Source organism: Calothrix sp. NIES-3974 (assembly GCF_002368395.1).
Classification (GTDB): Bacteria; Cyanobacteriota; Cyanobacteriia; order Cyanobacteriales; family Nostocaceae; genus NIES-3974.
The window spans coordinates 1,146,108-1,168,177 of record NZ_AP018254.1; the positions used below are offsets into that span (position 1 = coordinate 1,146,108).

The following is a 22,070-nucleotide window of genomic DNA, read 5'->3' on the forward strand; positions in this document are numbered from 1 at the left end:
CATATTTCTTTTATAGACTCAACAATTAACAAGCAGGAAGAAAGATTGGCTTGATTAAGTTGATATCCGGGAACAAACGGGAAATTATATGTATATTATAAAACAATAGTTATTAAGTACCATCGAATAAAAAATCTATGATTAAATCAAATTATTGTAAAAACTAAAACTACCTGCTCCGACAAAGCAAAATTATGTTAACTTATTATGAACAATCATAAATAAGCCCTGATAAATAATTTTTTTATTGACTGCGATAGCCAGATTAATTGAGTCCGATACCATTTCCAATTAGCATCTGATGTTAAGGGTACGGAGAATGGCACTAAGGATGTGTTTATTTATCGCCATACATCCATAGGTCTGAAAAGAGTATTGATTTAGACCTGATTTGTTCGGTTCAGCGTTTCGTTCACTCACTCTCCCATCATGAATACAGCGGTGACTCTACTAACTCAAGAAGCACCAGAAGCTTCGCAATCCCTTGGTCAACTTAACCGTCAGTTAATTGTCATTCTGGATTTTGGCTCCCAATATTCCGAGTTAATTGCTCGGCGAATTCGGGAAACCCATGTCTATTCGGAGGTGTTATCCTATCGCACCAGTGCCGAAAAATTACGTCAGCTTAATCCCAAGGGAATCATTTTATCCGGTGGTCCCAATTCTGTCTACGATCAAGATGCACCCCAATGTGACCCAGAAATTTGGCAATTAGGAATACCCGTACTGGGTGTTTGCTATGGTATGCAGTTAATGGTGCAGCAACTTGGCGGACAGGTATCCCGTGCGAACCGAGGTGAATACGGTAAAGCTTCCCTATTTATCGACGACCCCACGGATTTATTGACTAACGTGGAAGACGGAACCACAATGTGGATGAGTCATGGTGACTCAGTGACACAAATGCCGAGCGGGTTCGAGTTACTGGCTCATACTGAGAATACACCTTGTGCTGCGATCGCCAACCATGAAATGAAGCAATATGGTGTTCAGTTCCATCCGGAAGTGGTGCATTCCTTGGGTGGTTTAGCGTTAATTCGTAATTTTGTCTATCACATTTGTGAGTGTGAACCAACCTGGACAACGGAGGCTTTTGTTGAGGAAGCGATTCGGGAAATCCGGGCTAAAGTTGGTAATAAGCGGGTATTATTAGCCCTATCGGGAGGGGTAGATTCATCCACCCTGGCATTTTTGTTATACAAAGCTATTGGTGAGCAATTAACTTGTGTGTTCATCGACCAAGGCTTTATGCGCAAGTACGAACCGGAACGTTTGGTGAAGCTATTTAAGGAACAATTCCATATTCCGGTAGAATACGTAAATGCCAGGGAAAGATTTTTAGCAGCCTTGGCAGGTGTGACCGACCCAGAGGAAAAACGGCGTATAATCGGTCATGAGTTTATTAAGGTATTTGAGGAAGAATCAAAAAGACTCGGACCATTTGATTACCTTGCTCAAGGTACTCTTTATCCCGATGTGATTGAATCGGCTGACACTAACGTCGATCCGCAAACGGGGGAAAGGGTTGCGGTGAAAATCAAAAGCCATCACAATGTCGGTGGTTTACCCAAGGATTTGCGCTTTAAATTAGTTGAACCCCTGCGGAAATTATTTAAAGATGAGGTGCGCAAAGTTGGACGTAACCTGGGTTTACCGGAAGAAATTGTTCAACGCCATCCCTTCCCTGGTCCTGGTTTAGCAATTCGGATTATCGGTGAAGTCACTGCCGAACGGTTAAATATTTTACGGGATGCCGACTTAATTGTCCGTCAGGAAATCAATAAAAACGATTTGTACCACAAATATTGGCAAGCTTTTGCGGTGTTATTGCCAATTCGTAGTGTGGGTGTCATGGGAGACCAAAGAACCTATGCCTATCCAATTGTGTTAAGGATTGTCACGAGTGAGGATGGGATGACCGCAGATTGGGCTAAGGTTCCCTACGACGTGTTAGAAGTTATTTCTAACCGGATTGTGAATGAAGTTAAGGGTGTCAACCGGGTGGTGTTTGATATCACTTCTAAGCCACCTGGAACCATCGAATGGGAATAGAAAGTGATTGCTCGCTTGAGGTAAAATTGGGGGGATTTCTCCCCCAAGGATATCTCCTGAGTTTCTCACGGGTAAGTTAGGGACTCGTGTCATAACTAGCGAGGGCTACTTGCCTGCATTCACGAGGTCGGAACCTCGTAGATTCCGCACCCACGCAGAGCATGGGTGGGAGGCAAATTATTAATTTGTAATTACGTAGCTTGCTTCCCGCGTAACGGGTATTACAAATTACAAATTACGTAGGCGCAGCCTTGCCACAGGCTATTACGAATTACAAATTAATCTAACTCCCTGTGACTAAATCCTCTGCAACAAACTATTCCCATGAGTATCCGTACCACAGGTTGTGTACAAACCGTATTCAAAAGCTAACTTTTGCACCTGTTCGGTTTCGATGACACTCGGTTTCCAAGGATTCGGATTATTGTAGGCATAGAAAGCTTCTACTCCATCAATACCTAGAGCCGCTGCTGCGGGTATTAATTCGTGGAGAGGTTTGCGATACCTTGCAGGGTGTGCAAGGACTGCAAGTCCTCCTCCTTGATGGATTGCTGCAATCACGTTTTTCGCTTCGTAGTCACTTCCAGTGACAATCCGACGTTGAAGATAGGGTTTGAGGCTAGGAGCATTATATGCAAATGCGTATCCGAGAATATGCACTTCCACATCCAATAAATTGGCATTGATTTCTACTCCAGTCCAGAGATAGGGTACATCTTCTCCGGGATGGCTCCATTTCCAATCATCTAGCCATTGACGTGCTACCTCATAACCATCGATGGTGTGGTGGTCGGTAATTGCTAATCCCTTCAAACCAATGGCTAAAGCTTGCTCCATCAACACACTCGGTTGCAACCGTCCATCGGAATAAACTGTGTGCATGTGAAAATTAAATTCCGTTGGACAACTTCGGCTATGTAACCTCGCGAACACATCACTAAGAAGTTCCTTTGACGTTGCTGTCCGAGCTATATTTACAGCCATAACCCCCTCAGATTCTCAAAAGTTATAGATATTTTTGTCATCAAGTACGGGAGTAGTAGGAAAATCAACCCGTTACTCAATGTTTACCACTTACTCACCAGAAATACAGGTAAACACCTTCTCCCACAGGGCTAGTTGAGGTGTTATACCATGTCCGCCAAATTACTTATGATATGTTAGAAGCGAGCGCAACGTTGCTTCCATCCCGAAGGTTAGTGGAGCGAAGCAATCACGAGGACTAGGCGATTTTTTCACTTTTCTACGAGAAGCCGCGCTACGCGCGTCTAAGGTCATGACAAGTGTTTAACTGGACATGATATGACAGTTTTCTTGACGTTTTCTTCGGCTTTTTTTAGATTTATTAAGACTACGTTAGCAAATTAAATGGCAAATAGTCATGAGTATTTTCGATTGCTATGATTAGAAAAAGTAAAAAAGCTTGCTATCTCTCTTCAGTGAATTAACTATTATCAACCTAGGTATTAATCCCTAAATACCAATGCAAGTAGTCGTTATCAAGTTAATTACAGCTGATAATTTTGGGAAGATTCGTATTAAAAATATCAGAAACTATCAGGAATGCCAGTAATTTCACCGTTACCGGGAATTACCTCACCGATCGCAAAAGCAGCAAGGTTTTGTGAATTAAAGTAATTAATTGTGGAAGATGTTTGCGCCTGGGGAACAAATAACACAAAACCGATTCCCATGTTGAAAGTGTTGTACATATCCGTGGCGCTGACATCACCGACATGGGCTAACCAGGTGAATAGGTCTGGGTGGGGTAAGCTCGCAGTATCTAGTTGAATTGCTTGTCCTGGGGCTAAAGCACGGGGGAGATTTTCCGGTAGACCACCTCCGGTGATATGGGCCATACCGTGGATAGTTAAACCAGCACGACGAGCTGCTAAAACCGGTTTTACGTAGATTTGGGTAGGAGTGAGAAAAACTTCTGCTAGGGTTTTACCGGCAAATATTTCCGGGGTGGTATCCCAACTATATCCTTGAGTTGCAATAATTTTGCGTACCAAACTCAAGCCATTACTGTGTACACCAGTGCTAGGTAGTGCGATCGCCACATCACCAATTTCCACCTGGGAACCATCAAGCATTTGCGATTTTTCCACAATCCCCACACAAAAGCCAGCCAAATCATACTCACCAGCTTGATAGAAACCAGGCATTTCTGCCGTTTCTCCCCCTAACAAAGCACATCCTGCTTGGGTACAACCATGAGCGATTCCTGTCACCACCTGGGTCAATTGCTCTTGATCCAGTTTACCCGTTGCTATATAGTCCAGAAAAAACAAAGGTTCCGCACCGGAGGTCAACACATCATTCACACACATCGCCACCAAATCAACACCCACCGTATCGTGACGATTGACTGCATGGGCAATTTTCAACTTTGTTCCCACTCCATCCGTACCAGAAACTAAAACTGGTTCTTGGTATCCCTGGGGTAATTGGAAGCACCCCCCAAAACCGCCAATCCCACCAATTACTCCTGGACGGAAAGTACCTTCAACCAACCTACGAATGCGCTTTACAAACGCCCGTCCCTCTTCCACATCTACACCAGCCGCACGATAATCCATACCCAAGCTAATTCATCCATCCCAGAGACAATTTTTCAGATTACCATGATTTGTACTTACCTGACATTAGGCGATTGTGGGTTAGCGGCTTTTAATTCCTCTTGCAGCATTTTCTCATATATTCTTGGCAAGTGAGCGCTCATGGAATTAGTTTCAATTCCGTAACCTAAGCTAGTCCAGGTGGGGGAAAGTTTACGGAGTACAGGTCTGAGTTGTCCTTGTCGAAGTTGGGCGGAAATATCCATTCCCCAAGCACTAGAATCCTTAAGCCAACTGTAAACAACTTGATCTTGATATTCTGGTTCAAAGCTGTAGGATACTGGGAAAAACAGCATTCTTTGGGGATTGGGATGGTATTTGGCGGCAATTCGATACCATGTAGTGTTAATCACTTGGTAGCGTCCCGCAGCAGTTGAACAGTTACCTGTATTTGGTCCCACCTTAATGGGTACACAAATTTGGGGATGACGACTTAAATCATCCACATTTTGACCACCATACAAAACCGAATAGGGACGGGGAGTATTAGATTCGCTTGCAGAAATAGTCCGCATCAAAGCGCGGATGTAGGGGTCTCCCCCTTGCATCACCAGGGGAGGTTGGGGTCGTTGAAAAAATGGGTCGCGACGCGATCGCAATCCACCATCGATCAACCATTGGAAAAAGTATACGAATCCAAGTAGGGCAATTAGGGGTGGTATTAATTTCGCAACACCGTTGATTTCAGTTGTTTTAAGCTGATTGGGAGTCATTTATTTTTGTAAAAGAATAGGGATAAACGACCTGTTGGTCTATTGATTTTGTATGGGTAATACCAAATTTTGGATTGACCTGTAGAGACGACCAGACTTTAGTGAGAAACCGCGCTGCGCGCTTCTAGGGGTCTTCTCCTGAATTTCTCACAAAACCCTACTCCCTATGAGTTTTAGGATTTTGTGAGAAATGCGGGTTCTCTAGCTTCGCAATCATTTCCAAATTGGTATCAGCACAGCTTCCGTCGCAACTATTCAAGTGGGACTTCTATATAATTTTATTCACTAATTCCCAGGGAAATTCCGAGTAGGCTGTGCGGAAAATACCCCATCACAAATCACACTTTTGTTATTTTGCCAAAGTTCCGGAATTTAGGTTTTTTCTCCAGAAGTTTTTATTTAACGTCAATACCCCTGCAAATAAATAAACTCGGAGGAAATTATAAATAAATTATTTTAATTTTGTTAATTTGGCGTGGGCTGATAAATCCACCTGATTCAAGACGACCCAACGGGTTGTAGAGACGACCCAACGGGTTGTAGAGACGACCCAATGGGTTGTAGAGACGACCCGTTGGGTCGTCTCTACTGCTCCAAAATCCAATTAAACGTTGGCAAATAATTCCGCGATGGGTTGATTGGTGCTGTCTGGTTGGGTAATAACTTCGACGATTTTGTTCCGGGATGCGGGGATATGCAAAGCTTCCACACAGACTTGGGCCACTTTTTGCCGGGGAATGCTACCTTCAAACAGAGAATCCGCAGCTTTCATGATAATTGCATCGCTGTTATCTTCATTTTTCAGACCTCCTGGACGCACAATGGTGTAGGTTAAACCGCTTTTTTGCAAATATTCCTCAGCTTGCTTTTTCCAAAACAAAATTAACCAAAACAGGTTGAGGGGATGGAAAAACTGGGATACACACATGGAGGAAACCAAAACAAAGTGTTCAATGCCTTTGGCTTTGGCTGTATCAACCAGATTTTTTGTCCCCACGAAATCAACTTGATAGGGTCCTGTGGGGTCAAAACTGGGACGCGCACCAGTTGCACACAGAACTACTGTACACCCTTCCATAGCCGCGCTAATTGTCTCCGGTTTGAGAACATCACCAGGAACAATTTCCACACTAGGGGGTAAAATCTCCTGGGCTTTGGTGATATCGCGGACAAAGGTACGGACGGGAATATCACGTTTAATCAGTTCCTCCACAATCCGACGACCGGTTTCACCTGTGCTTCCTGCTACCAAAGCTTTCATAGTAAACGCTATCCTAGATTATTAGTGTGATGAAGTTAAAACTTACATAAATCACATAACTACTTGATCTGCTGTTGACGGAAAACAGTTAACTGTTGATTGTCATCCATCAAAAGTAGTGAATATGCAACTGAAATGCCCAACAGCTGATTCAGCGTGTTTTCGACTCAATCTTATATTTTAGGGATTCGATGAATGACCTGACATATTTTTGAGATTTTCATAAAAACCCACATTTGACCCCAAATTTACTTGGAAAAATGGGAAACCTGAATTTAAGAGGTAAAGGCTATATTCAACGGGAACGCATGTATGCTATCTAAAGACCGAGAACAACAAACATTCGAGACAACGGAAAACCTCCTATCGGTGAAATCGGGTTTGGTGAATGCTCAGGAATTATTACCGGAAAATCAATCCGAAATACCCAACAAATTTTACGGACATTACAGCGATCGCATGGACTTGTATGCTCCAGCGAAGGTGGTCGCAGAATATTTAAATCGTCATCAAGAATGGTTTGTCAGGTGTGCAGAACCGATGAAAGTTCATCCCTTGAGCGAGAATGGCTATGCGTTGGTAATTGGTCGATTTGGTGCGTTTGGATACGAAGTGGAACCGAAAATCGGTTTGGAATTATCCCCACCGGATGAAGGTGTTTATCGAATTGTCACCGTACCTGTTCCCGATTACACACCTCCTGGTTACGATGTGGATTATCGAGCGGTCATGCAATTAGTGGAAGCGGAATCTGGTCATGTTACCTATGTCGAATGGAAATTGGATTTAACGGTATTTTTACATTTTCCCCGGTTTATTCAGCGCTTACCAAAGTCCTTAATTCAAAATACGGGCGATCGCTTACTCAATCAAATCGTCCGTCAAGTTTCCCGTCGTTTAACACGTAAGGTTCAAAGCGATTTCCATTCCTCCCTGGGAATCGATGTTTCTCAGGTGAAACGGAAAGGTTAGTGGGAGGAGAGAGGATACGGTCGACAGAATACAGGATGATTTTTAGATATACTCCCCAACTCCCTGTACAGACGACCCGACGGGTCGTCTGTACTCCCTACCTCCTAGGATTTACTGAGAATCCGTTGCACAATTTGGACACCGGTAATTCCCTGCCACACAAAAAATCCTATAAGTATAAAATTTATGGTAATATGGGTTGCCCTAGCCCAGTTAGCACCTTTTTGCATGAATGGCGATAAAGCCGCAGCAAAGGCAATCATTGCTGTCATGGATAATCCAACAATTAGGTGGGGTTGGACAAATAATTTACCATTATTGATATAAGTGACAGCCATTCCACCAATGGAACCAGCGACCATCAGTGCTAAAACAATCGAACCACTTTGAAAGTGGCGAATATTATATTTACCCTTGATTAGTTCTTTTTTCTCTTCACCCTGAGCGTTGCGGGTGCGCTGTACCTGGAAACCTTGGTACGCAGTGTACAGCATAAACGCTAACAATCCCCACATCATAACCGGGTGGACGAATTGTAGCCAATATTTAACCGAAGGAGACAGCCCCAAATCCATAGTGTTCTCTCTGAATGCTTAAATCTTCATAAAAGTTAGCATAAATCAATTTTGGATTTCAGATTTGAGATTTTGGATTTGGGATTGTCAGGGAATTACAAATCTACTCAGCTAAATGCATCTGTACTGTTTTGACTAAATTTTCCGTCCAGTACTGAGCTAGTTGTGCGTCCTCAGCTTCAACCATGACGCGGATCACCGGTTCGGTTCCAGAAGCGCGAACCAGAATTCTTCCAGCATTACCCATTGCAGTTTCCGCAGTGGCGATCGCATTTCTCAGGGGTTCACATTCTTGCCATTTCATCCGGCGATCACGGTTTTCGACGCGGACGTTGCGTAATAATTGGGGATAGGTTTGGAAGCTTTGCTCGACTAGCTCTGCTAAGGTTAGACCAGATTCTTTGGTTAAAGTGGCGATATGTAGGGCTGTCAACAAACCATCTCCAGTAATACCATAGTGACGACACAAGATGTGTCCGGATTGTTCTCCTCCCAACATTCCCCCACTGTGGAGCATTTCCGCTTGGACGTATTGATCCCCAACGGGAGTACGAATTAATTTACCACCGACGCGATTCCAAGCTCTTTCAAATCCCAGGTTGGCCATGACTGTGGAGACAATTAAATTATCGGGTAATTGATTTAAGCGTTGTAAACGCTGTCCCCACAGATACAAAATATAATCACCATCCACGGTACGTCCGGTATTATCAACAGCTAAAACCCGATCCGCATCCCCGTCAAATCCAAACCCGATATCGGCATTTTCGGCAATCACAGCAGCCTTGAGTAGGTCGAGATGGGTGGAACCGCAACCAACATTAATGCGATCGCCATCGGCTTGATTATGTAAACAAATCACCTCCGCACCCATTGTCTTGAAAACGGATGCAGCTAAACCCACCGCAGCTCCCCAAGCCAAATCAAGCACAATTTTCATCCCAGCGAAATTTACATCAGCCAGGGGTGCTTGTAAAGCTTCAGCATATTGGCAGATTAATTCAGGACGTGCAAAATGTCTACCACAGTTGTTAATTCCCGGAGAGAGGGTATGGAGACCCCGTAATCCTTCTTCAATCTCTCCTTGCAGTGCAGGTGCTAATTTTGTCCCCTTTTCACCAAAGATTTTAATCCCGTTATCTTGGGGTGGATTATGGCTTGCAGAAATCATCACTCCACCAATGGCATGGGTTTCACTGGTAAGATAGGCTACACAAGGTGTGGGACACAAGCCCAAATGCCATACTTCTACCCCCGCAGCAGTCAAACCCGCACTCAAAGCCATCGCTAGCATATCACTGGAATTACGGGAATCTTGACCTAAAATCACAGGTCCTGGGTTAGCTGCATGGGAGCGAAGGACAACTCCTGTCCAGAAACCGATTTGTAGGGCTAAGGGTGCGGTGAGCAATTCCCCAACCTGTCCGCGAATCCCGTCAGTTCCAAATAGAGCTGTTGACGGTAAGTTACTAGCCCAGATACTTATATCTCTAGTCGATACAGTATTTTCTCTTAGTCCATGAGTATTATTTACTGCCACTTCTTGAGTTCGATTTGCAAATGAAACCATATTTTTTCACACTCCACACCGACAACAGGAGGATAGCATTTTCAGGTTTATTCAACAATTACTGATAATTACGTTTTATTTATTTAACACTTGCAGAATGACGTAAATAGGAGTTCTATGTCTAGGTTTTGTTATTAGTGTTTTATTTTTCATTTAAACCTTGTCCATAATATCAGACAGGTTTTTGAGGAATTAGTTCTCCCCCTTTTCCCTTGATATCAAGCTTTCTGACCCTAAATCGCTCATTCATACTCCCCACTCCCTCTTTGGAAAATAGGGAGTGAAGAGTGGGAAAAACCACTTCCATCTGTTTTTGGTGTCAGCAGTACATGACAGCTACTCACTATTTTCGATGGAGACAAGGTTGAATTACCGAACTAATTAGCCAAGAATCCAGGTTGAACAAAAATCCCCCCATATTTCTGTCAACCGTACCATCATCAATTGTGCTGATGTTTTCGCCAGAATATTTATAACTTTTTGTGGATAATTTTAAAGTCTTGATGAAGTTGGTAAATTACAGCAGAATCAAAGAATACAAAATATAAAAAACAGGATTGAGAACGGTTTTGAGTCAGCTGTTAAAATTGAAACAAATCTTAAATGTTAACTTGTTAACTGTTAACCGTTGACAGTCATAGACTTAGAGGATGTTGGTCAAGTATTAATAAATACTATATCAATCACTGATTGAAGACAGTCAATAGGCTCAAACGGTATATTTGTCGTTATCGACTGTACAGACGGAACATGTTGCATCTCTCCCGATTCCCCACTCCCAAAAAATGAGCTTGTTAAGTATTAAAATCGACTTTTGAAAACATCCTCTTAATTCCATTCAATCACCCGCTCTTTAACGGTAGTTTTTGGATCTAACCAGATTTTCAACATTTCTGGGGTTAAGATGTAACGTAACTGACCTCTGACTGCGACAAATTTCTGTGATTTGTGGTCGGAATTATTGTGTTCGCTAGTTTTTTCTAAAGGTGCTGTAATTCGTTCATTTCCTTTACGAGCAATAATATGTAAACTTAATTGCTGGTTTTCTTTGCCATTTTGACAAACGTAGGCTAAAAAATTGGGTGTGAGCGCTTCTACCACCTGTGTTCCCCCCTGGGGACAAGCATTTGTCAGGAGTTGACCGTCTGCGGTGTAGGAATTAATCGTGCGATCGCGTAATATTAATCGCTGATTTTTATATACTAGTAGCTCGTAGGGATTAATCACGTAGCTATAGTTAAATTCCTCGTTGGTCGCTGTATAGGTTTCATCTTTGACCTGGGTGAGGGGAAGGATAATTTTGTTGTTGTCGTTCTTGACTGTCCGCACAAAATAACCCAGGGGATTTTTCCGGTCTCCCAAACAAATATATCCCCAGTATCTCTGGGTTTCAAAGCTGCGTCGAGGAATTGAATTTTGCTGAGGACAAATTTTTTCTTGATTTTGAGCGTTTGTTACAGAATTGTTAGCAAAACTAGTTTTTGTCAGTGAAATAAACAGTAAAACCGAAATTATACCCAATCTACTTAGTTGAATATAGGGTACAAGACCGAAAATATTTAAAAAATTCATCTTAAGTTTTATTAATTAGTTCTTGCTGTCACCCAACTGGTGCAATGAGGTAGGTCTGGAATTCGGGAAAAATACTTCAGTAAAAATACTCAACCTCTTCCCATATAGTCAATCAAAAATCAGTGCATTAACGGATGTCGTAGTGAAAATAGTATGCATAAAAAAAACGCTTTGAACAAGACTAAATTCAAAGCGCTTATATTCTCTTTAAAAAAATATTTACTTTCTGAGGCAATGGTAAAGTATAGTTCGGTGTGATACTCAGACTTAAGCAGTAGCAGTCCGTGCTAACAACACCGGACAAGTTGCATTCACACGCACATAATCAGATAGGGAAGCACCTAAAAGCCGGTCTAAATCCACAAAACTTTTCGCAATTGAAGGACGACGGTCTGGGGAACCAATCAGCAGTAAATCCACATTAAATTCATCCGCCAAACGACATATTTCTTGACCAGCACGTCCACTGCTAGTTAAGGTTCCTTCCTGTCCTTGTGCTCCTCCACTAATGATACACTTGGTTTCGATTCCATACTTTTTCGCTTCTGCTAAGGCTGAGGCTAAAACGGGATTCTCAGATGGATTCACATCTTTAGTCGTGGTCGTTTTGCCTTTCCATTCAGTATTCACGTTGGCTAATAATAATTCCCCTCCTTTGAGATCACGCAGCAAAAAGATTCCTAATTGCAAACACTGTCTAGCTGCATCGGAGTCATTGATCGCCACCATGACCCGGTTAATTTTTTTGACGTAAATATCATCTTTAACCAGCAACATTGGTCTGGAGGACAGTTGAAAGACATATTGACTGACGGAATTAGCTAAAATTGACTGTAGCCGCTTCAGTCCCCGTGAACCCATGATAATCAAATCGGCATCGATCTCATCTGCAACCTGACAAACTACATCCTTGGGTTCACCCTGACGCAAAATCGAAGATACTCGACTCGGATCTAAATTTAAATACTGAATTGCATTGGCAAGAATTTTACCCCCTTCTTCCCATTTTGCTGTCATTACCTCTGCGCTAGTTTGGGCTGGAACAACATGCAAAACCGTTACCTGGGAATTTTTCATCGCTGGTAATTCGCTCAGGGTTTTCAGCATTTCTTCCGCATGACCTAGACCGGAAACTGCCACTAATACTTTTTCAATCATCATCCTACGCGTTCTCGATCAATTCTGGGTTAGCTGCATATTTTATCCACAACACCTGAATTTTCGTGCTGCGGACGTAATTTTCAAACAATCATTAACAAGCATATATTTATTAACAGCAATATCTAGAATTTACTGTTAACCATTATTGGATTGGTTATGAGTGAAATCACTTATTTTCACTCGGAGGTAAGCAAAATTTACAAGCAGTAAATTCCATCAGTTTGGTTCAATAGAAAATCTGATTAAACTAACCATTTCCTATTCATCCTCTTGATTTAGGTTTACCTACCTATCATTAGATTATACGTCATTTTTTCCCGACACAAGCTTTGTCAATTATTATTAAAGGAATAGGGGAATTCTATCTTTAAAAAAATTCATTAATTAAAGTAAACATGATTATTGAATCAATAATTTTCATCTTATTTGATTTGGAAATCTAACTATGGGGGTCAGGGAGTAGGGAATAGTGACTAGCAATCCACCATATTATCAATTTTAACGTGTTAAATTTTACTCAAACAATTCTCCTTAACTAATCGTTACATAACTGTAAATTTTTCCGCCGACTTACTTATCACAACAGCACTAATTTCAGCAATGTTCTTCGATGGTAATTATGCAAAAGCCTGTAATTACATGAAAGACCATAAATTGATACCAAATATGTTACATAAATCCAGATTTAATAGACAATTACACAATCTAGAAATGCTCATGAAAGATTTATTTCATCAAGTAGGAATGATATTGAAAGAAACAAGCGATTGCACAGAATATCTTCTCGACTCGTTTCCCGTTCCAATTTGTGATAATATTCGTATTTTCCATGTCAAACTAATTAAATCAGAAGATTTTCGCGGTTATATAGCATCAAAGAAACGCTACTTTTATGGAGTTTAAGTATAATTATTGACGACTAAAAGCGGTATACCAGTTGAGTTTGTCTTCATGCCTGTTAGTGCGTCTGATGTCCGAGCATTAAATAGCTTACCATTAAATTTACCACCAGGTAGCGAAATATATGCCGACTCTGCATATACAGATTATACTACCGAAGATGACCTTGGTGATTCGAGTGAAATAAAGCTAAAAGTAATGAGAAAAAGAATTCTAAGCGTCCAGATAAGCCGTGGATTCAATATATAAAACAATCTACTCGTCACTATATTGAAACCGTATTTAGCTCTATTGCTAGTATGTATCCAAAATCAATTCATGCTGTGACTTACGAAGGATTTTTACTTAAGTTACAAGCATTTATTTTTGCGTTTACTGTAAAACAAGCATTTCTATGGAAGATTCAATCAACTACACCCGATGCAATGTGAAGCAGGAAGAATAGATTTTTATTTTATAGCACCGGCGGTAATATACACTATTGTATTTGGGATTTGTCAAGATGTCAATAATCAGTGCTGAAAGTATTATGGCTGCCTCAGAAGATTGAGAATAGAATCATTAATATTGAGAATATGGTCAGTTTTTTGTCAATAAGGGGGAAAACCGGGAAGATGAACAATTTTTGAACTTTCACATATTTAAATAACTTATCAATATCATGGGAAAATCAATAAAAATAAAGCTTTTGCTGTTAGGGTAACAAGTCATATATGCGCGATCGCAACTCAACTATCATGGCTTGGACATTTTTGAGGTAGAAATTAAGACTTAAACCCATACAGGTGAAGGAAAATACACTATAAGCAAATTTGTCTGGGTCAAGTGTCATGACAAATTACAAGTTTCTTAGGGATTTCTAATTATCATAGGAATAGCTGGATATAGTACAAAGATAAATTCGTATTCAAATCGTGTTCTTCTCAAAAATTATCCCTAAAACAAAGTTGATATTAAGGTTTAGGGAATACTAAGTTTCCCTAGACCAAGGAGATTGAGTATGTTTAATACCTGTACAAAATGTGGAGAAATATATACTGGCAATATTCACTTTTGCAAAACGAAGCAAAAAATCTGTCCTAAATGCGGCCAGACTGATTATGACAGTCTCGATGCAATTCCCCACGTTTGTAAATCGAAAGTTTGTTTCAGGTGTGGCCAGACCTATTATGGCGAAGTTCATATCTGTCCACCGCAAAAAACCTGTCCTAAATGTGGCCAGACCTATTATGACAGTCTCGATGTAATTCCCCACGTTTGTAAATCGAAAGTTTGTTTCAGGTGTGGCCAGACCTATTATGGCGAAGTTCATATCTGTCCACCGCAAAAAACCTGTCCTAAATGTGGCCAGACCTATTATGACAGTCTCGATGCAATTCCCCACGTTTGTAAATCGAAAGTTTGTTTCAGGTGTGGCCAGACCTATTATGGCGAAGTTCACATATGCTGTTTAAATTAGCGAATGTTTTGAAGAAAGTTCTGTCTGTAAAACTTAATTATTAGCTCTTTCTTGTTTGTGTTGACATCCTAACTAAAACAGAACAGTCTGGCTTGATATCGGAGAAAATACAAAAATCGGGCAAATAAAAAGAAAGCTTCCCAAGCCATATCTGGGCTAGTTGCTTCTTGGGGAGCGATCGCTCTGAATTCGAGAGTGAATTCCTTCCTAAGACAATCTACAAAGTCAGTAGAAATCATGATTATTTCCCTAATTGTGGCTCAAGTTGTTTTACCGATTGTCTTAAATTACAGAGTTGGCGATCACCCCACTCCGGAACGTACTAGGTTTTTCCATCCAAGCTCTCGTAACTGCAATTACCCTATTTGCGATCGTTTCTCTACGAATGCTCTTTGCCGTGACTCAAGTTGGCGATCGCATTGCGGATGTGGGTAACTCAGGAGCTAGGGACGAACCCATCTGTGAAGTGGATCCAGTTGTCTAGACAAAATCGAGAGCAAATTAAGCTCTAACAACAATTATTCCCACCAAAGCGATAACTACAGGGAGAATCAATATTTACATCCAACCCAATCAATGAATCTGAGAAATATCCCAAATTTACTTAACTTTGTCTTAACAGTAAAACTAATAACTGTAAAATATGACAGTTGTGATCGATGGCGAACCGTGATTGAGCGTTATACGTTGCCGGAAATGGGCAATTTGTGGACTGATGCCTATAAGTTTAAAACCTGGCTGCAAGTTGAGATTGCAGTCTGTGAAGCTCAGGCAGAATTGGGCTATATTCCCCCAGAAGCAGTAGCGGAGATTAAGGCGAAGGCGAATTTTGATCCGCAACGGATTTTGGAGATTGAAGCGGAAGTTCGTCATGATGTGATTGCATTTCTCACGAATGTCAACGAGTATGTGGGGGATGCGGGAAGGTATATCCATTTAGGGATGACTAGTTCTGATGTCTTGGATACAGCTTTAGCGCTGCAAATGGTGGCGAGTTTGGATTTAATTTTGCAACGGGTGGGAGATTTAATTGAGGTAATTCGTGCCAAAGCTCGCGAACATAAAAATACAATCATGATTGGGCGATCGCATGGTATCCACGCCGAACCAATTACCTTTGGCTTTAAGTTAGCTGGTTGGTTGGCGGAGGTCTTGCGGGGACAAAAGCGTTTACAGGCGTTACGGGAAACTGTTGCAGTGGGTCAGATTTCTGGTGCGGTGGGAACCTATGCCAATATTGAACCCCGTGTGGAAGCTTTAGCTTGCCAAAAGTTGGGTTTAAAACCGGACGTGGCTTCGACTCAAGTCATTTCCCGTGATATTCATGCGGAGTATGTGCAACAATTAGCTTTGTTGGCTGCATCCATCGAACGGTTTGCGGTGGAAATTCGCAACTTACAAAAAACCGATGTGTTAGAAGTGGAAGAGTTTTTCTCCAAGGGACAAAAGGGTTCTTCGGCAATGCCCCACAAACGCAATCCAATTCGTTCGGAGCGGTTGACAGGAATGGCACGGATGGTACGTAGTTATGCGGTGGCGGCTGTAGAAAATGTGGCTTTATGGCATGAGCGGGATATTTCCCATAGTTCGGTGGAACGGGTAATGTTACCGGATGCTTGTATTCTCACCCATTTTATGCTGGTGGAAATTACTGATTTAATCAAGAATTTGCTGGTATATCCAGAGAATATGGCACGGAATATGAATTGTTATGGTGGGGTGGTATTTAGTCAGAAGGTGATGTTGGCTTTAATTGAGAAGGGTTTACGTCGCGAAGATGCCTATGCAATTGTCCAACAAAATGCCCATGCTGCTTGGAATCAAGAGAATGGTAATTTTCGGGAATTGATTCGTAATGACGTTCGTGTGCAAGAACTGCTGTCACCAGCAGAACTAGATGCTTGTTTTGACCCCCAGCAGCATTTAAGTCATCTGAATGAGGTGTATGCACGGTTAGATATTTAGCTTGAACAGCAAGAAGCCTCACGTCTCACCCGTAAAGGGGAGCATAAGACGGACACTTTGCTCAAGTCGGCAGAGCCTTCCTGTGCAAGTGTCCTCATGAATTGCATGTGAGTTGACGACAGTCCTCTGGTATTGAGCGTAAGCGAAATTAGAGGATGTTTTAAAAGTCGATTTTAATACTTAACAAGTTCGTTTTTTGGGAGTAGGCAACAAATATACCGTTTGAGCCTATTTACTCTCTTCAATAAGTGGTTGATAAAGTATTTATCGACCAATACAGTTCATTTAGACTTAAAAGCCTGATTATTGGGTAGCGACTGTCTTAGTTGTCAAGTGCGATCGCAAAAAAAAGTTGACGCAACTGGAGAACGCTTCGCTAGATTCGGTGGTGTCAGGTAGGGGCAGCAAAACCTTGAGTTGGTGGTATAAATAGTCTTACCCCCACCTGACACTGCGCTGTGCCACCAAATCTTCTCCAGTTGCTGAACCACTCGTAGGGCAATAAATGAAATGGCTATAAACATGAATGATTTGCCAAAAAAGATCATGCTCAAATAAGGGCATGAAAAAAGAATGATCAAGCCGTAAAAAAAACTACGATTAATTAGCTAAGTAATCAGGCAGAATAATGGACACACAAGGTTCTAGCCTGGACAAGAGTTTCCGGACTGAATATTGTGTAATTAATTTTATTTAACTACTAATTAGAATGAGTTGAAGAAAGAGCTTTTAAGTTGTTTGTAAATTATCTTGTGCAACAGACCAAGGTTTATTTTCCCGAACCATAGCATTTAAAATAACTAACATTTTATGCTGAAGGGGTGACGAAACTAGCGGAAAGTATTATTTTGTAAAGTATACAACGATTTATGGTAGAAAAAGGATAGGTCAAAATAGTCAATAAGACCTATCCAAATAACAATGTTACAAGAATCATACCAAAAAATCCTCAGAAATCAATTTAAAACAGCAGATTTTATTTTCCTGAGCATTCTCATAACGGTTTTACAATCAATCAAGAAGGTAAATTTAGAAAAATTAGCGAATGCTCTGCCAATCGGAATAAAGTTTGAAAGTAGAAGGAGAAGATTACAAAGGTTTTTAGTTCTGAATAACTTAAAAATAGAAACAGTTTGGCATCCAATATTATCAGTGATAATGTCAACTTATTTTCAGCCAAATAAAATAGTTTATGTGGCGATAGATAGAACTAATTGGGGCTGAATAAATATACTAATGACAAGTATTATTTGGGATAAAAGAGCAATTCCAGTATGCTTTGATATATTACCGAAATTAGGTAGCAGTAATCTGGAGGAGCAAAAAACATTAATATCAAACAGTCTTGCGATTCTCAAAAATTATCAAGTATGCATTTTAGGCGACAGAGAATTTTGCTCGATATCACTTGCTAATTGGCTTGCAGAGAAGAATCTAGGCTTTTGCTTGCGGATGAAGAAAAATACAAATATTGAAATCAAACAGGATATTTGGAGTGAGTTAAGTGCAATTAGTCTCAGGTCTGGAACTTCGGTATTTTATCAGGGAGTAAAGCTGACTAAATCAACCGGATTTCAACCAGTTAATTTGGCTTGTAAATGGAAAAAAAAGGTGAAAGGAGTTACCCCAAAAGAAGGCTGGTTTATTGCTACTAATTTTCCGAGCTTAGAGATTGCTATTAATGCTTATAAACAAAGATTTGACATTGAAGAAATGTTTAAAGATTTTAAATCAGGTGGCTATAATCTTGAAGACTCAAGTGCTTGTCAAAAAAGACTTATATCTCTAATTATACTGATTACTATTGCATACACTTCTGCAAGCCTTCAAGGAAAAAGTATTAAGCTCAAAGGTGTTCAAGAATATGTTTGTCGTCCGAAAGAAAATGGTCGTCAAGTACGTAGACATAGCAGCTTTTATGTTGGAATTTACGGTCAAACCTGGGTGGATTTTAAGTATAAATGTACCGATTTAGTCACCGAATTAATAAAATTAAATCGCAATAAGTGGAAGTTTTATCGAAGAGGTGAAAGGGCTATGATGCTTATTGAATCAGCTTTGTAGATATTTTCGTCACCCCTTCAGCTCTTAAGCTCATTGTTCTTTTGTCAATAAATAATAATGCTTAAAATCTTGTCAAAATCTGGATGAATAAACATGATTTTGAAGGATGCGATCGCTAAATTTTCAATGCATAATTGATTCTGGCGCGGACAACTCCGTGCAAGGGTGAATTTAATACTTCTCCTTCACCTCACTTTTGACAAAACTAATTTCACCTTAACTTGTCATGAATGCTCTTCTCCTGTATTTCTCGCGAATAAATAGCAGGGATTGAGTCAAGGCTTAATTTTCTTTCTATTCCCCGCTCCCTACAAGTTGTACGTTTTTGTGAGAGATCCGGGTTTTGTCTCCTACCTTTTTACTTCTGCTTTGTGGTACTAGCTTGTTTCATATTGATCGAAAAACCCGACTTTTCCAACTCAAACTTAAACCTATAGGGGAAATGCGATCGCAATTGCACTCAGGTTGAAATTAGGGTTGACAGGAAACCTTCAATACATCCGGATGAATGCAGTAATATTTACGCACCGCCTCACTGCGACTTTCAAATAGTTTCAATACGGCATTAATAACTATTTCCTTCACCGACGCGGGAAAATGGGCGACAAAATCCTCCGTAGTTAATTGACCTTGGAAAAAAGCCTTCGCGCGATCACATTGTTCCCGCACTGCATCAAAACCAATTGTCTTCACAATCAAGGTTGCTAAAGGCGAATTATCTAAATCGCGATCGCTACGTTGCGCTCTCCCATTTTCTAGTAAATTTAATACCTCCCGTTCAATCTCATTCTGGGGTGGGAACTGATTCTCGATTTCCGGCAAAAAAGATACAAGTTGGACGAAATTATACCCTCTTCCTGGTAATTCGCCCATCATAATTGTAATTGGCACATCTAAACCAATGGCAAAGGAAATTGCCTCCACAAAAGCAATACTTACCAGTTTACTACCTAAATACAACCGGGCAATCTCTAAATTACGTCGCGCCCTTGCTACCAGTAGCTGACAAGTTTCCCCATCTGGTTCACCACGAAAGGAACGAAAAATCAATTCGGGTTGCAAAAAGTTCAAAAAACCCTCCATTTTTTGCAACGCACCTCGATAATCACATACCGTATAGGAATCCCGTGCGGCTAAATTGTGGTTGGTCTCAGGGAGCAAATTCCAGGTATTAGCCAAAAAATGGGCTGCACTCGGATGGGCAAAATTACCGATGTCACGGTTGGCAATTCTCACACCTCGATGCACCGTGGCTATAATTTCCCCCTCTCCCATCCCCAAACTAAAATCTTGATTAGCAGCTTGTAAACGCTGATAGAGCAACTCACCAGCATCAACGGAACGGAAAGGAATCGTCGCTTCAATACAGGCAATCACTTGAATTAACTTGACTGGTGAAAGTATTGATTCAAGGGTTTTTGCCGCTACCACGGCACTCAAAAATTCATTTTGACCCGCAGTGGGAATCAGTTGCTGTCCTGGCGTAAAACCAAACACCGCCATTACCATTGCAAAGATATCATCCTGGGGTAATTCAGCTTGATTACGGATCACTAAATGGCCATTAGCTTCCTTTGTAAACGGAGAAATATATAAACTAACATTAAAATTAATACTTCTGTCAACCTGCACATAAACCAAATCATGGTAAAGTGCGGCCAAAACCTCGATGGGGTCTGTATTTCCACCCACCTCAAAAATATGCTGGGGAGTATGGAAAAATCGCCACGGTCCTGTCATCGGTTGGACGATTAACTCCGCAATTTCTGCAAGTTGCTGGGAACTAACTTGCAAATTGAGTTTTTGTATTGCCCATTCTAATCGCTCAATACAGGTTTCGTATGCAGATGCATTTTCCATATCCAATTCTAAATCCTTGATGTTTCCTTATCTATATATAATCGAGGTTACGAAAAATACCATTGGGCACAATGCGTAAGTATTGATACGGTCAAGAGATTACTGGGATTTACCTGAATCTGAATCCCGGTTTTTTTGGGTTTTTTGCCAAGTACCTGGGACAAACTCAAAATCAATGGGAATATACCCATGATGATTTTCATCAGGCGATAGGGCAGTGCGATCGCGGCAACAAATTTACTAAGATCGGGTCTGCTGTTCGCGAAGGCTAGTCTTGTAGTGAGGTTAGGGAACAGGGAGAGACGCGACATGTCCCATCTGTACAGGGAATAGTTTTAACCATTTCAGTTCCACTTTTAGTAGGCTGCAAAAATTACAGATACCAGGTTTTTAAGCCTTTCATACCTGTTTGGAAAGCATTTTTTACGACTGAAATTCCCCGTAATTCTTACGATATATAGAGACGCGATATATCGCGTCTTTACTATATTTTCAGCAAGCCCTAAGAGAGATATGGGTTTTGTACAAATGTTTTGGTGACAATTTCCACGGACGGCTCGACTTCAATCCACAAGACAGCCCCGCTACACATTAAAGGCTGTTCTGGTCGATATACCAACCGACAATTCCCCTTAATTTCCACTTCGTGACAATACTTGAGATGACTACCTGCTCTGACCACAATTACTGGATGTTGTTGCTGCTCGCGACGATTTCGAGCGATTTGATGCTTGTTCACATGGATGCAAGTCAGCACTTTCTGCATTCTCATGCGCCAATGTCCTTTGGGACCCCTTTTCCCGGAAATAATCTTGGGCATCCCTTTAAATAGAGGGATTCGCCAAAATCTCCCCTCTTTATACGCACCTGCGATTCTTCCTTCTCCTAACAATTGCCGAACTCTGGAATCACTGATTCCTAACAAAGATGATGCTTTTGTACTGCTGACGGTAGTCATCAAAAAAACTCTAACGTTATAGTTTTTCCCAATCTCAAGTTACCAGATTTTTGATACTCGCACTCAAAATCGACTGAGGAAATTCTGAGAAGGTTACAAGGTGGGTTAAATCTAGATTTGGAGCAGGTTGTTAAGGGTTCGCCCATTTTAAATCGAGTTAGAAGAAGGGTTCCACGCGATAATTCAAATGTACTTTCGTCCTGACTTCTCACGATTGCATAAAAGTAGGACTCTACCCGCTTTCTCACAAAACCCTAAAAACCACAGGGAGTAGAGACGACCCGACGGGTCGTCGTACGGGAGTAGTCAGAAAATCAATCCGTTACTCAAGACTTACAACTTACTTGTGAGAAATCCAGGTTTAGAT

General features: G+C 41.1%; 17 protein-coding genes and 2 pseudogenes. 6 read left to right on the forward strand and 13 right to left on the reverse strand.

Going from position 1 to position 22,070, the window contains the following annotated elements:
* Positions 1–429 precede the first annotated feature (429 nt).
* On the forward strand, positions 430–2,052 hold the full coding sequence (gene guaA / locus CDC37_RS04455; RefSeq protein WP_096620674.1) for a glutamine-hydrolyzing GMP synthase: 1,623 nt from the start codon (positions 430–432) through the stop codon (positions 2,050–2,052).
* 297 nt (positions 2,053–2,349) lie between these two features.
* Here guaA and CDC37_RS04460 read toward each other — a convergent pair whose 3' ends face one another.
* The 5 genes from CDC37_RS04460 to CDC37_RS04475 form a co-directional block, all read right to left on the reverse strand.
* On the reverse strand, positions 2,350–3,036 hold the full coding sequence (locus CDC37_RS04460) for a PHP domain-containing protein (RefSeq protein WP_096620675.1): 687 nt from the start codon (positions 3,034–3,036) through the stop codon (positions 2,350–2,352).
* A gap of 563 nt (positions 3,037–3,599) precedes the next feature.
* Positions 3,600–4,634: a phosphoribosylformylglycinamidine cyclo-ligase gene (gene purM, locus CDC37_RS04465; protein ID WP_096620676.1), complete on the reverse strand. Its 1,035-nt coding sequence runs from the start codon at positions 4,632–4,634 to the stop codon at positions 3,600–3,602.
* Between the two features lie 56 nt (positions 4,635–4,690).
* Positions 4,691–5,386, reverse strand: coding sequence for a glycoside hydrolase family 24 protein (locus CDC37_RS04470; protein ID WP_096620677.1), 696 nt, complete (start codon positions 5,384–5,386; stop codon positions 4,691–4,693).
* A gap of 451 nt (positions 5,387–5,837) precedes the next feature.
* A complete protein-coding gene (locus CDC37_RS23950) occupies positions 5,838–5,990 on the reverse strand; it encodes a hypothetical protein (protein WP_157780644.1) in 153 nt (50 codons plus the stop codon).
* Positions 5,991–6,647, reverse strand: a complete 657-nt coding sequence (locus CDC37_RS04475) for an SDR family oxidoreductase (RefSeq protein WP_096620678.1) — start codon at positions 6,645–6,647, stop codon at positions 5,991–5,993.
* A gap of 312 nt (positions 6,648–6,959) precedes the next feature.
* Here CDC37_RS04475 and CDC37_RS04480 point away from each other — a divergent pair, with 312 nt between their 5' ends.
* Positions 6,960–7,619 (forward strand): DUF1997 domain-containing protein, encoded by a 660-nt coding sequence (locus CDC37_RS04480; RefSeq protein ID WP_096620679.1) that lies wholly within the window; start codon positions 6,960–6,962, stop codon positions 7,617–7,619.
* 104 nt (positions 7,620–7,723) lie between these two features.
* Here CDC37_RS04480 and CDC37_RS04485 read toward each other — a convergent pair whose 3' ends face one another.
* The 4 genes from CDC37_RS04485 to CDC37_RS04500 form a co-directional block, all read right to left on the reverse strand.
* Positions 7,724–8,194 (reverse strand): DUF4079 domain-containing protein, encoded by a 471-nt coding sequence (locus tag CDC37_RS04485; protein WP_096620680.1) that lies wholly within the window; start codon positions 8,192–8,194, stop codon positions 7,724–7,726.
* Between the two features lie 103 nt (positions 8,195–8,297).
* On the reverse strand, positions 8,298–9,764 hold the full coding sequence (gene glmM / locus CDC37_RS04490; RefSeq protein WP_096620681.1) for a phosphoglucosamine mutase: 1,467 nt from the start codon (positions 9,762–9,764) through the stop codon (positions 8,298–8,300).
* A gap of 828 nt (positions 9,765–10,592) precedes the next feature.
* Positions 10,593–11,336: a hypothetical protein gene (locus tag CDC37_RS04495; protein ID WP_096620682.1), complete on the reverse strand. Its 744-nt coding sequence runs from the start codon at positions 11,334–11,336 to the stop codon at positions 10,593–10,595.
* Between the two features lie 267 nt (positions 11,337–11,603).
* Complete coding sequence (locus tag CDC37_RS04500) at positions 11,604–12,494, reverse strand: universal stress protein (protein WP_096625914.1); 891 nt, start codon at positions 12,492–12,494, stop codon at positions 11,604–11,606.
* 576 nt (positions 12,495–13,070) lie between these two features.
* Here CDC37_RS04500 and CDC37_RS25695 point away from each other — a divergent pair.
* A pseudogene (locus CDC37_RS25695) lies at positions 13,071–13,828 on the forward strand (IS982 family transposase); the annotation flags it as partial.
* A gap of 263 nt (positions 13,829–14,091) precedes the next feature.
* On the opposite strand, the gene CDC37_RS23955 reads toward CDC37_RS25695, so the two are convergent.
* Positions 14,092–14,229, reverse strand: coding sequence for a hypothetical protein (locus CDC37_RS23955; RefSeq protein WP_157780645.1), 138 nt, complete (start codon positions 14,227–14,229; stop codon positions 14,092–14,094).
* Positions 14,230–14,924: 695 nt separating this feature from the next.
* Positions 14,925–15,095 carry a hypothetical protein gene (locus CDC37_RS23960; RefSeq protein ID WP_157780646.1) on the reverse strand — a complete coding sequence of 57 codons (171 nt, stop codon included), beginning with the start codon at positions 15,093–15,095 and terminating at the stop codon, positions 14,925–14,927.
* 56 nt (positions 15,096–15,151) lie between these two features.
* Here CDC37_RS23960 and CDC37_RS04515 point away from each other — a divergent pair, with 56 nt between their 5' ends.
* The 3 genes and pseudogenes from CDC37_RS04515 (at position 15,152) to CDC37_RS04525 (ending at position 18,885) form a co-directional block, all read left to right on the forward strand.
* Positions 15,152–15,340, forward strand: coding sequence for a hypothetical protein (locus CDC37_RS04515; protein ID WP_096620684.1), 189 nt, complete (start codon positions 15,152–15,154; stop codon positions 15,338–15,340).
* Positions 15,341–15,525: 185 nt separating this feature from the next.
* Positions 15,526–16,821, forward strand: coding sequence for an adenylosuccinate lyase (gene purB, locus CDC37_RS04520; RefSeq protein ID WP_096620685.1), 1,296 nt, complete (start codon positions 15,526–15,528; stop codon positions 16,819–16,821).
* 921 nt (positions 16,822–17,742) lie between these two features.
* Positions 17,743–18,885: pseudogene (locus tag CDC37_RS04525) on the forward strand (IS4 family transposase).
* Positions 18,886–19,356: 471 nt separating this feature from the next.
* Here CDC37_RS04525 and CDC37_RS04530 read toward each other — a convergent pair.
* Together CDC37_RS04530 and CDC37_RS04535 are read right to left on the reverse strand one after the other, a co-directional pair.
* The gene (locus CDC37_RS04530; protein ID WP_096620686.1) at positions 19,357–20,745 is read right to left on the reverse strand and encodes a hypothetical protein; all 1,389 of its coding nucleotides are present in this window, start codon (positions 20,743–20,745) and stop codon (positions 19,357–19,359) included.
* 502 nt (positions 20,746–21,247) lie between these two features.
* Positions 21,248–21,703, reverse strand: a complete 456-nt coding sequence (locus tag CDC37_RS04535) for a DNA-binding protein (protein WP_096620687.1) — start codon at positions 21,701–21,703, stop codon at positions 21,248–21,250.
* Between the last annotated feature and the right edge of the window lie 367 nt (positions 21,704–22,070).